Genomic DNA, 15174 nt, shown 5'->3' on the forward strand with positions numbered 1-15174 from the left:
CGAGTGATCGAAACCGGGCATTTTTTATCGTGTGGAACAGGGGATCTAGTGATCCTCGGTGACGCGTGGCTCGAGGCGGACCTTGCCGGGCTCTGGCTTTACGCTGCACGAAGTGCCCTCGGCTTCGACGGCGACCGGGCGGATTTCAACGGCATGCGTACCCTTTGGCCCCTGTACCATGCAGAACGACACCGGCTGGCCTGCCTTCAGGGTTTTATAACCGTCCATCTGAATGGCAGAGAAATGAGCGAAGAGATCCTCGTCCTTCCCATCCTGGATAATGAAGCCGTAGCCCTTGGCGTTATTGAACCATTTGACCTTTCCCTTGACTCGCGCACTGGTGGTACCTGACATACCAATTTCCCTCTGCAACACACCCCGGCAACGGAGTATCATCCTGATCATCCGCTGTCGATCAAATGGAAATCGGATTGACTTCGCGGACCTTTTTAACCCACGGTGGGCTCTATTGGTTGTAACACCGATTCGCCGTTAGTCAAGGTGATCGGGCGGTAGCGGTTGAAATCGCCCGCAAGCGGCCCCATCACTGTATTTGCCAACTAAACGAACCTTTCTTTCCATGCATGCAATCAGCCAGATTCGACTAACATTCAATCAGGATCGCCCGGATCAACATGACGACGATTCAGCGGGCATTGCTGTTCAGGAATCAAAGCCCGCTTTACAGGCTCCACCGATGTACAAGGTGGTTTTGTTCAACGATGACTACACACCGATGGATTTCGTCGTCGAAGTGCTCGAGGTGTTTTTCAACCTGAATCGTGAGCTGGCGACCAAGGTCATGCTGGCCGTTCATACAGAGGGACGGGCAGTATGTGGTGTGTTTACCCGCGACATCGCGGAGACCAAGGCCATGCAGGTCAACCAGTACGCCAGGGAAAGCCAGCATCCGCTACTCTGTGAAATCGAGAAGGACGGTTAACGCCGACCACTTGGGTATGAGGTGAACCATGTTAAACCGCGAGCTCGAAGTCACCCTCAATCTTGCCTTCAAGGAGGCTCGTTCGAAGCGTCATGAATTCATGACCGTCGAGCACCTGCTGTTGGCCCTATTGGATAACGAGGCTGCCGCCACCGTTTTGCGTGCCTGCGGCGCGAACCTCGACAAACTCAAGCACGATTTGCAGGAGTTCATCGACTCCACCACGCCGTTGATCCCCGTTCACGACGAGGACCGCGAAACCCAGCCAACCCTGGGCTTCCAGCGTGTACTGCAGCGTGCTGTCTTTCACGTGCAGAGCTCGGGCAAGCGCGAAGTCACCGGGGCCAACGTGCTGGTGGCCATTTTCAGCGAGCAGGAAAGCCAGGCGGTATTCCTGCTCAAGCAACAGAGCGTTGCGCGCATCGATGTCGTCAACTACATCGCCCACGGCATCTCGAAAGTGCCGGGGCATGGCGATCATTCCGAAGGTGAGCAGGACATGCAGGACGACGAGGGCGGTGAGTCTTCTTCATCAGGCAATCCGCTGGACGCGTATGCCAGCAACCTGAACGAACTGGCCCGCCAGGGCCGCATCGACCCGCTGGTCGGACGCGAGGCGGAAGTCGAGCGCGTGGCGCAGATCCTCGCGCGGCGCCGCAAGAACAACCCACTGCTGGTGGGCGAGGCGGGGGTGGGCAAGACCGCCATCGCCGAAGGCCTGGCCAAGCGCATCGTCGACAACCAGGTACCGGACCTGCTGGCCAATAGCGTGGTGTATTCCCTCGACCTGGGTGCCTTGCTGGCCGGTACCAAATACCGTGGCGACTTCGAGAAGCGCTTCAAGGCGCTGCTCGGCGAGCTGAAGAAGCGGCCGCAGGCGATCCTGTTCATCGACGAGATCCACACCATCATCGGTGCGGGTGCTGCGTCAGGTGGCGTCATGGATGCCTCGAACCTGCTCAAGCCGCTGCTTTCCTCGGGCGATATCCGTTGCATTGGCTCGACCACGTTCCAGGAGTTCCGCGGCATCTTCGAGAAGGACCGTGCCCTGGCGCGGCGTTTCCAGAAAGTCGACGTGTCGGAGCCGTCGGTGGAAGACACCATTGGTATCCTGCGCGGCCTGAAAGGGCGTTTCGAGCTGCACCACAGCATCGAATACAGTGATGAAGCGTTGCGCGCCGCTGCCGAGCTGGCGTCGCGCTACATCAATGATCGGCATATGCCGGACAAGGCCATCGACGTCATCGACGAGGCGGGTGCCTACCAGCGCCTGCAGCCGGTGGAAAATCGCGTCAAGCGCATCGACGTGCCGCAAGTCGAGGACATCGTCGCGAAAATCGCGCGGATTCCGCCAAAGCATGTCACCAGCTCCGACAAGGAATTGCTGCGCAACCTGGAGCGCGACCTCAAGCTGACGGTGTTCGGCCAGGATGCGGCCATCGACTCGCTGTCGACCGCGATCAAGCTGTCTCGCGCCGGGCTGAAGTCGCCAGACAAGCCGGTCGGTTCGTTCCTGTTCGCCGGACCTACCGGTGTCGGCAAGACCGAGGCGGCGCGACAGTTGGCCAAGGCGCTGGGGATCGAGCTGGTTCGCTTTGACATGTCCGAGTACATGGAGCGCCACACCGTATCGCGTCTGATCGGTGCGCCTCCGGGGTATGTCGGTTTCGACCAGGGCGGGCTCCTGACCGAGGCAATTACCAAGCAGCCTCACTGTGTGCTGTTGCTCGACGAAATCGAGAAGGCGCATCCGGAAGTCTTCAACCTGCTGCTGCAGGTCATGGACCACGGTACGTTGACCGACAACAACGGGCGCAAGGCGGACTTCCGCAACGTGATCATCATCATGACCACGAACGCGGGTGCCGAGACGGCCGCGCGCGCTTCGATCGGTTTCACTCATCAGGACCACTCGTCCGATGCGATGGAAGTGATCAAGAAGAGCTTCACGCCTGAGTTCCGCAACCGCCTGGACACCATTATCCAGTTCGGTCGCCTCAGCCATGAAGTCATCAAGAGCGTGGTGGACAAGTTCCTCACCGAACTTCAGGCGCAGCTCGAAGACAAGCGCGTGTTGCTGGAGGTCACCGATGCGGCGCGCAGCTGGCTGGCGGAAGGTGGCTACGACGTGACGATGGGCGCCCGGCCGATGGCTCGCTTGATCCAGGACAAGATCAAGCGTCCGCTGGCCGAGGAAATCCTGTTTGGCGAACTGGCTGAGCATGGCGGTGTGGTTCACATCGACATCAAGGACGGCGAGCTGACCTTCGACTTCGAAACCACCGCCGAAATGGCTTGATCGTTAGCTGCAACAAAGCAAAAGGCGCCGAAAGGCGCCTTTTTTACTCTGAACACCCACAGGATTTGCGCAATCTGAAAGATTGGGGCAAATCCCAGGCAAACAAAAACGCCCGACATAAGCCGGGCGTTTTGTATTGACTTGTTAGCGAGCGCGGTAAGTGATGCGCCCTTTGCTCAAGTCATAGGGCGTCAGCTCGACGCGCACTTTGTCACCGGTAAGAATACGAATGTAGTTCTTGCGCATCTTGCCGGAGATATGCGCGGTTACGACGTGCCCATTTTCCAACTCCACACGAAACATGGTGTTGGGCAGGGTGTCGACGACAGTGCCTTCCATTTCGAAGCTGTCTTCTTTCGACATGCAGTAAAGCCCTCGGTATCCAGTGAATGGCCCGGTGCAACTGCGCCAGGCAAAAGCGGCGTGCATTGTGCCCGAAAAAGGGGGGCCAAGCCAAGGGGTTCTTGGGAGGTTCCTCAATGAGTCCGGCGCTTCGATAAGACGCGAACTCGCGAGCGGCCTTAGTTCAGGACAACCCACCGCTGGTTGATCAGCAATTCAATGGGCCGATACTGGGTCTTGTAGTTCATTTTTTTGCAGTTCTTGATCCAGTACCCCAGGTACACCGCTTCCAGGCCCAGGCGCCGACACTCATTGATCTGCCAGAGGATGGCAAAACGTCCCAGGCTGCGTTTTTCTTCGTCGGGCTCATAAAAGGTGTAGACCGCCGACAGGCCGTTGGGCAGCAGGTCGGTGACCGCGATGGCCACCAGCCGGCCCTCGAGGCGAAACTCATAGAAGCGTGAAAACGGCAGGTCGCGCACCAGGAAGGTCGAAAACTGGTCTCGGCTGGGCGGGTACATGTCGCCGTCGGCGTGGCGCTGCTCGATGTAGCGCTGGTACAGGTCGAAATATTCTTCGCTGAACTGCGGTTTAGCTGGGCGTACCTGCACATCGGCGTTGCGCTTGAAAATGCGTTTCTGCTGTCGGTTGGGGGTGAAGCGGGCCACGGGAATGCGCGCCGGGACGCACGCGTTGCAATGCTGGCAATGGGGCCGGTACAGGTGATCGCCGCTGCGACGAAAGCCCATCTCCGACAGGTCTGCATAGACATGCACGTCCATGGGCTGGCTGGGATCGAGAAACAGGGTCGTGGCCTGCTCCTCTGGCAGGTAGCTGCAAGAGTGAGGTTGAGTGGCATAGAACTTCAAGCGCGCCAACTCGGTCATGATCAACCCTCGGGATAAACTTCAATTCAAGTGTAAGCCAGGAGCGCGAATATCGCTCAGCAAACCCAGGTGGCTTGGTTGGGTTGGTCCAGATGGGCTTTCAAGTAAGCGGTGAATTCGGTTCGCGGAATCGATCGCGCGCCCAGGCTGTGCAGGTGCTCGGTGGGCATTTGGCAATCGATCAGGACGAACCCTGCTTCCTTGAGGTGTTGGACCAGGGTTGCGAAGCCAAATTTCGACGCATTGTCGGCTCGACTGAACATGGACTCGCCAAAAAACAATTGCCCCATCGCCAGGCCGTACAGACCGCCGACCAACACGCCTCGATCCCAGACCTCCACGGAATGGGCGAAGCCGCGTCGGTGCAGTTCCAGATAAGCGGTCTGCATGGCGTCGGTGATCCAGGTGCCATCGGCATAATCCCGGGGCGCGGCGCAGGCCTTGATGACGGCTGCGAAGTCCCGGTCGAATGTCACGTCATAGCGCCGCTTGCGCAATAGCTTGCCCAGGCTGCGCGAGACATGCAGCTCGTCGGGAAACAGCACGGTGCGCGGGTCCGGTGACCACCACAGGATCGGCTGGCCCTCCGAGAACCACGGGAAGCAGCCGTGGCGATAGGCCTGGATCAAGCGGTCGGCGGACAAATCCCCACCGGCGGCGAGCAGGCCGTTGGGGTCGCGCATGGCTTTTTCCAGGGGCGGAAAATCGAATGTGTTGCGTTGTAACCAAGTCAGCATCGTTGTCCGGGCTTGCAGAAGGGGAGGGCGGGGCTCCAGATCAGCCGGAGCCCCGCCTAGAGGTTAACCGTCAAACGGCCGGGATGTCATCGAGATACTTTTCCGCATCCAGGGCGGCCATGCAGCCGGCGCCGGCAGAAGTGATGGCCTGGCGGTAGACATGATCGGCCACATCGCCGGCGGCGAAGACGCCTTCGATGTCGGTGGCGGTGGCATTGCCCTCGCTGCCGCCGCGCACGATCAAATAACCATCGCGCATGTTCAGTTGGCCCTGGAACAGGTCGGTGTTGGGTTTATGACCGATGGCAATGAACACTCCGGCCAGGGACAGCGTACTGGTTTCGCCGGTCTCGCTGTGCCGCAGGCGCGCGCCGGTCACACCGCTGGCGTCCCCCAGGACTTCATCCAGGTTCTGGTTCCAGTGCAGGCGGATATTGCCGTTGGCGGCTTTCTCGAAAAGCTTGTCCTGCAATATCTTTTCCGAGCGCAGCTTGTCCCTTCGGTGGATCAAGTGCACCTCCTTGGCGATATTCGACAGGTACAAGGCTTCCTCGACGGCGGTGTTGCCGCCACCAACCACGGCCACCACCTGGTTTCGATAGAAAAAACCATCGCAGGTCGCGCAGGCTGAAACACCCTTGCCGGCGAAGGTTTCCTCCGACGGCAGGCCGAGGTATTGCGCCGAGGCGCCGGTGGCGATGATCAGCGCGTCGCAGGTATAGGTGCCACTGTCACCGACCAGTTCGAAAGGACGCTGTTGCAACTTGGCGGTGTGGATATGGTCGTAGACGATCTGCGTGTCGAAGCGCTCGGCGTGCCGCTGCATGCGTTCCATCAGCACCGGGCCGGTCAAGCCTTCGACATCGCCCGGCCAGTTATCGACTTCGACCGTGGTGGTGAGCTGGCCACCGGCCTGTATGCCGGTAATGACAACGGGTTTGAGGTTGGCACGGGCCGCATAGACAGCTGCGCTGTACCCTGCAGGGCCGGAACCGAGAATAATCAGGCGTGAATGCTTCGCTTCGCTCATAAAAACACCTCATAAGCCTTTGTCACAAAAGAGAATGCATGCTCAAATTGGCGCCCAAGACCCTTGATCATGGCTATGCTGTCGCCGAGCGTGCGGGCAATGCCTTGGGCATGACAAACCCGTACAATGCTTGGGTTTTGAACGCAGGATGCGCAAAAGATCAACCTCTTTGGCGACTCCTGTGGTTTTCCGGACGCATGCCACAGTGGTAAAAGTAGTACCGGTTGGGCACATTCACTTTTTTACCTGCTCGTGATGGGCAGTTTTTCATAGTCATTCAACAGATGGACGCGCCATAGGCGCAGGAAAAGAAGCGTTTTGAAGAAATCCACCGCAGCACCCAAGACAGTCGTTCCGCTCTGGCGCCAACAATTGCACTACCGGCTCAAGGAAGGTGCGTTGATCGCCATCGGTGCCTTGTGCCTGTTCCTGATGATGGCCTTGCTGACCTACGGCAAGGACGATCCGGGCTGGAGCCACAACAGCAAGATCGAAGACGTGCAGAACTTCGGCGGTCCGGCCGGTTCCTACAGCGCCGACATCCTGTTCATGGTGCTGGGCTACTTCGCCTATATCTTCCCGCTGCTGCTGGCGATCAAGACGTACCAGATATTCCGCCAGCGCCATGAGCCTTGGCAGTGGAGCGGCTGGCTGTTTTCCTGGCGCCTGATCGGCCTGGTCTTCCTGGTGTTGTCTGGCGCCGCCCTGGCCCACATTCATTTCCACGCGCCTACGGGCCTGCCGGCCGGGGCCGGTGGCGCGCTGGGTGAAAGCCTCGGCGACCTGGCCAGGAACGCGCTCAACATCCAGGGCAGTACGCTGCTGTTCATCGCCTTGTTCCTGTTTGGCCTGACGGTGTTTACCGACCTGTCGTGGTTCAAGGTCATGGACGTTACCGGCAAGATCACCCTCGACCTCATCGAATTGATCCAGGGCGCGCTGAACCGCTGGTGGGCGGCGCGCAATGAACGCAAGCAACTGGTGGCGCAACTGCGTGAAGTCGACGACCGCGTCCACGACGTCGTGGCGCCGACGGTGACGGACAAACGCGAGCAGGCCAAGGTCAAGGAACGTCTGATCGAGCGCGAGCAGGCCCTGAGCAAGCACATGTCCGAGCGCGAAAAACAGGTGCCGCCGGTCATCACCATGGCCCCGGCCAAGCCGCCCGAGCAAAGCAAGCGCGTGCAGAAGGAAAAACAGGCACCGTTGTTCGTCGACAGCGCGGTCGAGGGCACCTTGCCGCCGATCTCTATCCTCGACCCGGCCGAGAAGAAACAGCTCAATTATTCCCCCGAGTCCCTGGCGGCCGTCGGGCATTTGCTTGAGATCAAGCTCAAGGAATTCGGTGTTGAGGTCTCGGTGGATTCGATTCACCCGGGCCCGGTCATTACCCGTTACGAAATCCAGCCGGCCGCTGGCGTGAAAGTCAGCCGCATCGCCAACCTGGCGAAGGACCTGGCGCGTTCCCTGGCCGTGACCAGCGTGCGGGTAGTGGAAGTGATTCCGGGCAAGACCACCGTGGGCATCGAGATTCCCAACGAAGACCGGCAGATCGTGCGTTTCTCCGAGGTGCTGTCGACGCCGGAGTACGACAACCACAAGTCGCCGGTCACCCTGGCCCTGGGCCATGACATCGGTGGCAAGCCGGTCATCACCGACCTGGCCAAGATGCCCCACTTGCTGGTGGCCGGTACTACCGGTTCCGGTAAGTCGGTGGGCGTGAACGCGATGATCCTGTCGATCCTGTTCAAGTCCGGCCCGGAAGACGCCAAGCTGATCATGATCGACCCGAAGATGCTTGAACTGTCGATCTACGAGGGCATTCCGCACCTGCTGTGCCCGGTGGTCACCGACATGAAGGACGCCGCCAACGCGCTGCGCTGGAGCGTCGCCGAGATGGAGCGCCGCTACAAGCTGATGGCGAAGATGGGCGTGCGCAACCTGTCGGGCTTCAACGCCAAGGTGAAGGAGGCCGAAGAGGCCGGGACGCCGTTGAGCGACCCGCTGTATCACCGCGAAAGCATCCACGACGAAGCGCCGCTGCTGCACAAGCTGCCGACCATCGTGGTGGTGGTGGACGAATTCGCCGACATGATGATGATCGTCGGCAAGAAGGTCGAAGAACTGATCGCCCGTATCGCCCAGAAGGCCCGTGCGGCGGGTATCCACTTGATCCTCGCCACCCAGCGGCCGTCGGTGGACGTGATCACCGGCCTGATCAAGGCCAACATCCCGACCCGCATGGCGTTCCAGGTGTCGAGCAAGATCGACTCGCGGACCATCATCGACCAGGGTGGCGCCGAGCAACTGCTGGGCCACGGTGACATGCTCTACATGCCGCCCGGCACCAGCCTGCCGATCCGTGTCCACGGCGCGTTCGTCTCCGATGACGAAGTGCACCGCGTGGTGGAAGCCTGGAAGTTGCGCGGCGCACCTGAATACAACGACGACATCCTCAACGGTGTCGAAGAGGCCGGCAGCGGCTTTGAAGGCGGCAGCGGCGGTGGCGGCGATGACGATGCCGAGACCGACGCGCTCTATGACGAAGCGGTGCAGTTCGTCCTGGAGAGCCGCCGGGCCTCGATTTCCGCGGTACAGCGCAAGCTGAAGATCGGCTACAACCGCGCCGCCCGCATGATCGAAGCCATGGAAATGGCCGGGGTCGTGACGGCCATGAACACCAACGGTTCGCGCGAAGTGCTCGCGCCGGGCCCGATGCGCGACTGACTACCCGGGCGGCGTGATGACACGCCGTTCGACTCCCCACGACTTCATGAGGATTCCCATGCGCCTGATTCGCATGCTGCTGTTGCCCGTATTGGCCTTGAGCACGTTGTCGGCCCACGCCGGCGAGAAGGACGTGGCTCGCCTGACCCAGTTGTTGGGTAGCTCCCAGACCCTGACGGCACGCTTTTCCCAGTTGACCCTCGACGGCAGCGGCACCCAGTTGCAGGAAACCGCCGGCGACATGGCCCTGCAGCGTCCGGGCCTGTTCTATTGGCACACCGATGCGCCCGCCGAACAGCTGATGGTTTCCGACGGCAAGAAAGTCTCGCTGTGGGACCCGGACCTGGAACAGGTGACCATCAAGACCCTCGACCAGCGCCTGACCCAGACGCCGGCGCTGTTGCTGTCCGGCGACATCTCCGAGATCAGCCAGAGCTTCGACATCAGCTCCAAGGAAGCGGGCGGCGTGATTGACTTCACTCTCAAGCCGAAGACCAAGGACAGCCTGTTCGACAGCCTGCGCCTGTCGTTCCGCAACGGCCTGGTCAACGACATGCAACTGATCGACAGCGTCGGCCAGCGCACCAATATCCTGTTCACCGGGGTCAAGGCCAACGAGCCGATCCCTGCGTCCAAGTTCAAGTTCGACATCCCCAAGGGTGCGGACGTGATCCAGGAATAGCCCCAAGCGCCCTAGTGGAGGTTGTATAAGCAGTGATGGACCTGTTTCGAAGCGCCCCGATTGCCCAGCCATTGGCCGCCCGTTTGCGCGCGACCAACCTGGATGAGTACGTCGGCCAGGAACATGTGCTCGCCCGCGGCAAGCCTCTGCGCGAAGCCTTGGAGCAGGGCGCCCTGCACTCGATGATCTTCTGGGGCCCGCCAGGCGTGGGCAAGACCACCCTGGCGCGGCTGTTGGCGGAAGTCTCGGACGCGCATTTCGAAACGGTGTCGGCGGTGCTGGCCGGCGTCAAGGAAATCCGCCAGGCGGTGGAAGTCGCCAAGCAACAGGCCGGCCAGTACGGCAAACGCACCATTCTGTTCGTCGACGAAGTCCACCGGTTCAACAAATCCCAGCAGGATGCGTTCCTGCCTTATGTCGAAGACGGCACGCTGATTTTCATTGGCGCGACCACCGAAAACCCTTCGTTCGAACTTAACAACGCCTTGCTGTCGCGGGCGCGGGTCTACGTGCTCAAGAGCCTCGACGAAACCGCCATGCGCAAGTTGGTGCATCGGGCACTGACCGAAGAACGCGGCCTGGGCAAGCGCCACCTGAGCCTCAGCGATGAGGGCTTCCAGATATTGTTCAGTGCCGCGGACGGTGATGGCCGCCGCTTGCTCAACCTCTTGGAAAACGCCTCGGACCTGGCCGAAGACGACAGCGAAATTGGCGTCGAGCTCTTGCAAAGCCTGCTGGGCGACACCCGGCGCCGCTTCGACAAGGGCGGCGAGGCGTTCTACGACCAGATATCGGCGCTGCACAAATCGGTGCGTGGCTCCAATCCTGACGGCGCCTTGTACTGGTTTGCGCGGATGATCGACGGCGGTTGCGATCCGCTGTACCTGGCCCGTCGTGTCGTGCGCATGGCCAGCGAGGACATCGGCAATGCCGACCCGCGGGCGTTGAGCCTGTGCCTGGCGGCCTGGGACGTGCAGGAACGCCTCGGCAGCCCGGAAGGCGAGCTCGCCGTGGCCCAGGCCATCACTTACCTGGCCTGTGCGCCCAAGAGCAACGCCGTGTACATGGGCTTCAAGGCTGCGATGCGCAGCGCCACCGAGCACGGCTCACTCGAAGTGCCGCTGCACCTGCGCAACGCGCCGACCAAGCTCATGAAGCAGTTGGGTTATGGCGACGAATACCGCTATGCCCACGACGAGCCCGACGCTTATGCCGCTGGCGAAGACTATTTTCCCGAAGAACTCGAACCCCAGTCGTTCTATCAACCGGTGCCCCGTGGGCTGGAATTGAAGATCGGCGAGAAGCTCAATCACTTGGCCCAGCTGGACCGACTGAGTCCACGGCAGCGGAGAAAACCTTGATCCCCTTGATTCTCGCAGTCTCCGCCGGCGGTGTGGCCGGTACGTTGTTGCGTTTCGCCACGGGTAACTGGATCAGCGCAAATTGGCCGCGGCACTTCTATACCGCGACGCTGGCCGTTAATATCGTGGGCTGTCTGCTGATCGGCATTCTTTACGGCCTGTTTTTGATTCGCCCCGAGGTGCCCATCGAGGTGCGTGCGGGGTTGATGGTCGGTTTTCTTGGCGGCCTGACGACTTTTTCATCCTTTTCACTGGATACGGTGCGCCTGCTGGAAAGCGGGCAGGTGCCGCTGGCCCTGGGCTATGCGGCCATCAGCGTGTTCGGCGGGCTGCTCGCCACCTGGGCCGGCCTGTCCCTGACCAAACTTTGATAACGAGAGACCGACATGCTCGATTCCAAACTGTTACGTAGCAACCTGCAGGACGTAGCGGACCGCCTGGCTTCCCGTGGCTTTGCCCTGGACGTCGCGCGCATCGAAGCGCTGGAAGAACAGCGCAAGACCGTCCAGACCCGCACCGAAGCCCTGCAGGCTGAACGTAACGCGCGCTCCAAATCCATCGGCCAGGCCAAGCAGCGCGGCGAAGACATCGCGCCGCTGATGGCCGATGTCGAGCGCATGGCGGGCGAGTTGAGCGCCGGCAAGGTCGAGCTGGACGCGATCCAGACCGAGCTGGATTCGATCCTGCTGGGCATCCCGAACCTGCCTCACGAATCGGTGCCGGTCGGTGAAGACGAAGACGGCAACGTCGAAGTGCGCCGCTGGGGCACACCAACAACGTTCGATTTTCCGGTGCAGGACCACGTGGCCCTGGGTGAGAAATTCGGCTGGCTCGACTTCGAGACCGCTGCCAAGCTGTCGGGCGCGCGTTTCGCCTTGTTGCGTGGACCGATTGCTCGTCTGCATCGCGCGCTGGCGCAGTTCATGATCAACCTGCACGTTACCGAGCATGGTTACGAAGAAGCCTACACGCCGTACCTGGTCCAGGCCCCAGCGCTGCAAGGCACAGGCCAGTTGCCGAAGTTCGAGGAAGACCTGTTCAAGATCGGTCGCGATGGCGAAGCCGACCTGTACCTGATCCCGACCGCCGAAGTGTCGCTGACCAACATCGTTGCCGGCGAAATCGTCGACGCCAGGCAACTGCCGATCAAGTTCGTCGCCCACACGCCGTGCTTCCGTAGCGAAGCCGGTGCGTCGGGCCGCGACACGCGCGGCATGATCCGCCAGCACCAGTTCGACAAGGTCGAGATGGTGCAGATCGTCGAGCCGTCGAAATCCATGGAAGCGCTGGAAAGCCTGACCGCCAACGCCGAGAAAGTCCTGCAACTGCTGGAGCTGCCGTATCGCACCCTGGCGCTGTGCACCGGCGACATGGGCTTCAGTGCGGTGAAGACCTATGACCTGGAAGTCTGGATCCCGAGCCAGGACAAGTATCGCGAGATTTCGTCGTGCTCCAACTGCGGCGACTTCCAGGCCCGCCGCATGCAGGCGCGCTTCCGCAATCCGGAAACCGGCAAGCCGGAACTGGTCCATACCCTCAACGGCTCCGGACTGGCGGTGGGCCGTACCCTGGTGGCGGTGCTGGAGAACTACCAGCAGGCCGACGGTTCGATCCGTGTGCCTGAGGTGTTGAAACCGTACATGGGCGGCATCGAGGTCATCGGTTAAATGGACTATTTGCCACTGTTCCACAACCTGCGCGGCAGCCGCGTGCTGGTGGTCGGCGGCGGCGAGATTGCCCTGCGCAAGTCTCGCTTGTTGGCCGATGCTGGCGCGTTCCTGCGGGTGGTCGCACCCGACATCGAACCGCAGTTGCGGGAGCTGGTCAGTGGCAGCGGCGGCGAGTGTGTCCAGCGCGGTTACCGGGAGACGGATCTGGACGGTTGCGGGCTGGTCATTGCCGCCACCGACGACGAACCGCTCAATGCCCAGGTCTCGGCCGACGCTCATAAGCGTTGCGTGCCGGTCAACGTGGTAGACGCGCCGGCCCTGTGCAGCGTGATCTTCCCGGCCATCGTCGACCGCTCACCGCTGGTGATCGCGGTGTCCAGTGGCGGCGATGCACCGGTGCTGGCGCGGCTGATCCGGGCCAAACTGGAAACCTGGATTCCATCGACCTACGGGCAGTTGGCCGGGCTGGCGGCGCGTTTTCGCAATCAGGTCAAAGGCTTGTTTCCTGACGTCCAGCAGCGCCGGGCGTTCTGGGAAGAGGTATTCCAAGGCCCCATTGCCGACCGTCAGTTGGCCGGGCAGGGCGCCGAAGCCGAACGCCTGCTGCGGGAGAAAATCGATGGTGAGGCGCCGAACGCGCCGGGTGAGGTCTATCTGGTGGGTGCCGGGCCGGGTGATCCGGACCTGCTGACGTTCCGCGCCTTGCGCCTGATGCAACAGGCGGACGTGGTGCTTTACGACCGCCTGGTGGCGCCGGCGATCCTCGAACTGTGCCGTCGCGACGCCGAACGGGTCTACGTCGGCAAGCGTCGTTCCGAGCACGCAGTGCCGCAGGATCAGATCAACCAGCAACTGGTGGAACTGGCCCGCCAAGGCAAGCGCGTGGTGCGGTTGAAGGGCGGCGATCCGTTCATCTTCGGTCGTGGTGGCGAAGAGATCGAAGAACTGGCGGCCCATGGCATCCCGTTCCAGGTCGTTCCGGGCATCACCGCTGCCAGCGGTTGCGCAGCCTACGCCGGGATCCCGCTGACCCATCGCGACCACGCCCAGTCGGTGCGGTTCATCACCGGTCACCTCAAGGACGGCACCAGCGACTTGCCGTGGGCGGACCTGGTCTCACCAGCACAGACGCTGGTGTTCTACATGGGTTTGGTCGGCTTGCCAGTGATTTGCAACGAGCTGATCAAGCACGGTCGCTCGGCGGACACGCCAGCGGCGTTGATCCAGCAGGGTACGACGTCCAACCAACGGGTCTTTACCGGCACTTTGGCGGACTTGCCACGGCTGGTGGCCGAGCACGAGGTGCATGCGCCGACCCTGGTGATTGTTGGGGAAGTGGTGCAACTGCGCGAGAAACTGGCGTGGTTTGAAGGGGCGCAAGGCCAAGTCTGAAACCGTGTTGTCCCAATCGCGAGCTTGCTCCGGGCGGCGTTCCGACGATGAAGCCCTCAAATACAGCGAAAATCTGCGATCAAGCACCCGCCCCACGCCAAATCCCTTTCCCGCTCAATCTCTCCCGATCATGGGCCACCGTAAAGTCCTGCTTCGGCCCCTTGGGCACGATCCCGTTCGGATTGATGGTCTTGTGGCTGCCGTAGTAATGGCCCTGGATATGGGTGAAATCCACGGTCTCGGCAATCCCCGGCCATTGGTACAACTCCCGCAGCCAGTTCGACAGGTTCGGATAATCGGCAATGCGCCGAAGGTTGCACTTGAAATGGCCGAAGTACACCGCGTCGAAACGAATCATGGTGGTGAACAAGCGGATATCCGCTTCGGTCAGGTATTCGCCCGCCAGGTAACGACGGGTTTCCAACAGGGCTTCCAATCGATCCAGTTCGGCAAACAATTGGTCGAAGGCCTCTTCATAAGCGGCCTGGATCGTCGCGAACCCGGCGCGATATACGCCGTTGTTCACTGCCGGGTAGATACGCCCGTTCAGCGCATCGATCTCGTGTCGCAGGTGTTCGGGATACAGGTCCAGGTCGTTGCCGGTCAGGCCATCGAAAGCACTGTTGAACATGCGGATGATTTCAGCCGATTCGTTGCTGACGATGCGTCGTTGCTGTTTGTCCCACAGGGCCGGCACGGTGACGCGGCCGGTGTAGTCCGGCGTGTCGGCGGTGTAGCGCTGGTGCAGGAATCGCAGATCGTCGAGTTTGTCGCCCGTTGAACCGTGGGTCTTGTCGAAGGTCCAGCCGTTCTCCAGCATCAGGTAGCTGACCACCGAGACGTCGATCAGGTCCCCGAGGCCTTTGAGCTTGCGAAGGATCAGCGTGCGGTGCGCCCAGGGGCAGGCGAGGGAGACATACAAATGATAGCGCCCGGCCTCGGCGGCAAAGCCGCCCTCGCCCGAAGGGCCCGGGCTGCCATCGGCGGTCACCCAATTGCGGCGTTGCGCCTGCTCGCGCTGGAAACTGCCGTCCTTGCTTTCATACCACTGGTCCTGCCAGCGGCCCTCGACCAACAAACCCATCTGAATGTCCTCGCTCAATA

At 61.2% G+C, this 15174-nt stretch carries 14 protein-coding genes; 8 read left to right on the top strand and 6 right to left on the bottom strand.

Going from position 1 to position 15174, the window contains the following annotated elements; all coding sequences use genetic code 11:
- Positions 1-45: 45 nt before the first annotated feature.
- Positions 46-354, bottom strand: coding sequence for a cold shock domain-containing protein CspD (gene cspD, locus J3P79_RS10210; protein ID WP_434610160.1), 309 nt, complete (start codon positions 352-354; stop codon positions 46-48).
- Between the two features lie 226 nt (positions 355-580).
- On the opposite strand from cspD, the gene clpS reads away from it, so the two are divergent.
- Together clpS and clpA are read left to right on the top strand one after the other, a co-directional pair.
- Positions 581-943, top strand: a complete 363-nt coding sequence (gene clpS / locus J3P79_RS10215) for an ATP-dependent Clp protease adapter ClpS (RefSeq protein ID WP_030141336.1) — start codon at positions 581-583, stop codon at positions 941-943.
- 28 nt (positions 944-971) lie between these two features.
- A complete protein-coding gene (clpA, locus tag J3P79_RS10220; RefSeq protein ID WP_305495539.1) occupies positions 972-3242 on the top strand; it encodes an ATP-dependent Clp protease ATP-binding subunit ClpA in 2271 nt (756 codons plus the stop codon).
- Between the two features lie 144 nt (positions 3243-3386).
- Here clpA and infA read toward each other — a convergent pair whose 3' ends face one another.
- The 4 genes from infA to trxB form a co-directional block, all read right to left on the bottom strand.
- Complete coding sequence (infA, locus tag J3P79_RS10225) at positions 3387-3605, bottom strand: translation initiation factor IF-1 (RefSeq protein ID WP_002553999.1); 219 nt, start codon at positions 3603-3605, stop codon at positions 3387-3389.
- A 158-nt stretch (positions 3606-3763) separates the two neighbouring features.
- Positions 3764-4471 (bottom strand): arginyltransferase, encoded by a 708-nt coding sequence (locus tag J3P79_RS10230; RefSeq protein ID WP_039592886.1) that lies wholly within the window; start codon positions 4469-4471, stop codon positions 3764-3766.
- Positions 4472-4527: 56 nt separating this feature from the next.
- Positions 4528-5208, bottom strand: a complete 681-nt coding sequence (gene aat, locus J3P79_RS10235) for a leucyl/phenylalanyl-tRNA--protein transferase (protein ID WP_434610163.1) — start codon at positions 5206-5208, stop codon at positions 4528-4530.
- 70 nt (positions 5209-5278) lie between these two features.
- Positions 5279-6238: a thioredoxin-disulfide reductase gene (trxB, locus tag J3P79_RS10240; protein ID WP_039592888.1), complete on the bottom strand. Its 960-nt coding sequence runs from the start codon at positions 6236-6238 to the stop codon at positions 5279-5281.
- A 318-nt stretch (positions 6239-6556) separates the two neighbouring features.
- Between trxB and J3P79_RS10245 the strand changes: the two genes are divergently transcribed.
- The 6 genes from J3P79_RS10245 to cysG are packed head-to-tail and all read left to right on the top strand — an operon-like array spanning position 6557 to position 14070.
- Positions 6557-8965, top strand: coding sequence for a DNA translocase FtsK (locus J3P79_RS10245; RefSeq protein ID WP_045155662.1), 2409 nt, complete (start codon positions 6557-6559; stop codon positions 8963-8965).
- A 58-nt stretch (positions 8966-9023) separates the two neighbouring features.
- Complete coding sequence (lolA, locus tag J3P79_RS10250; RefSeq protein WP_434610166.1) at positions 9024-9647, top strand: outer membrane lipoprotein chaperone LolA; 624 nt, start codon at positions 9024-9026, stop codon at positions 9645-9647.
- A 35-nt stretch (positions 9648-9682) separates the two neighbouring features.
- Positions 9683-11008 carry a replication-associated recombination protein A gene (locus tag J3P79_RS10255; protein WP_434610168.1) on the top strand — a complete coding sequence of 442 codons (1326 nt, stop codon included), beginning with the start codon at positions 9683-9685 and terminating at the stop codon, positions 11006-11008.
- Positions 11005-11379, top strand: coding sequence for a fluoride efflux transporter CrcB (gene crcB, locus J3P79_RS10260; protein ID WP_434610170.1), 375 nt, complete (start codon positions 11005-11007; stop codon positions 11377-11379). Before J3P79_RS10255 ends, crcB begins: the two co-directional genes overlap by 4 nt.
- A 15-nt stretch (positions 11380-11394) precedes the next feature.
- The gene (gene serS, locus J3P79_RS10265) at positions 11395-12675 is read left to right on the top strand and encodes a serine--tRNA ligase (RefSeq protein WP_434610171.1); all 1281 of its coding nucleotides are present in this window, start codon (positions 11395-11397) and stop codon (positions 12673-12675) included.
- Positions 12676-14070, top strand: coding sequence for a siroheme synthase CysG (gene cysG, locus J3P79_RS10270; protein WP_434610173.1), 1395 nt, complete (start codon positions 12676-12678; stop codon positions 14068-14070).
- A 79-nt stretch (positions 14071-14149) separates the two neighbouring features.
- Here cysG and J3P79_RS10275 read toward each other — a convergent pair whose 3' ends face one another.
- A complete protein-coding gene (locus J3P79_RS10275) occupies positions 14150-15154 on the bottom strand; it encodes a glutathione S-transferase family protein (protein ID WP_434610175.1) in 1005 nt (334 codons plus the stop codon).
- Positions 15155-15174: the final 20 nt, after the last annotated feature.

Source organism: Pseudomonas sp. R1-7, from assembly GCF_051132105.1.
Classification (GTDB): Bacteria; Pseudomonadota; Gammaproteobacteria; order Pseudomonadales; family Pseudomonadaceae; genus Aquipseudomonas.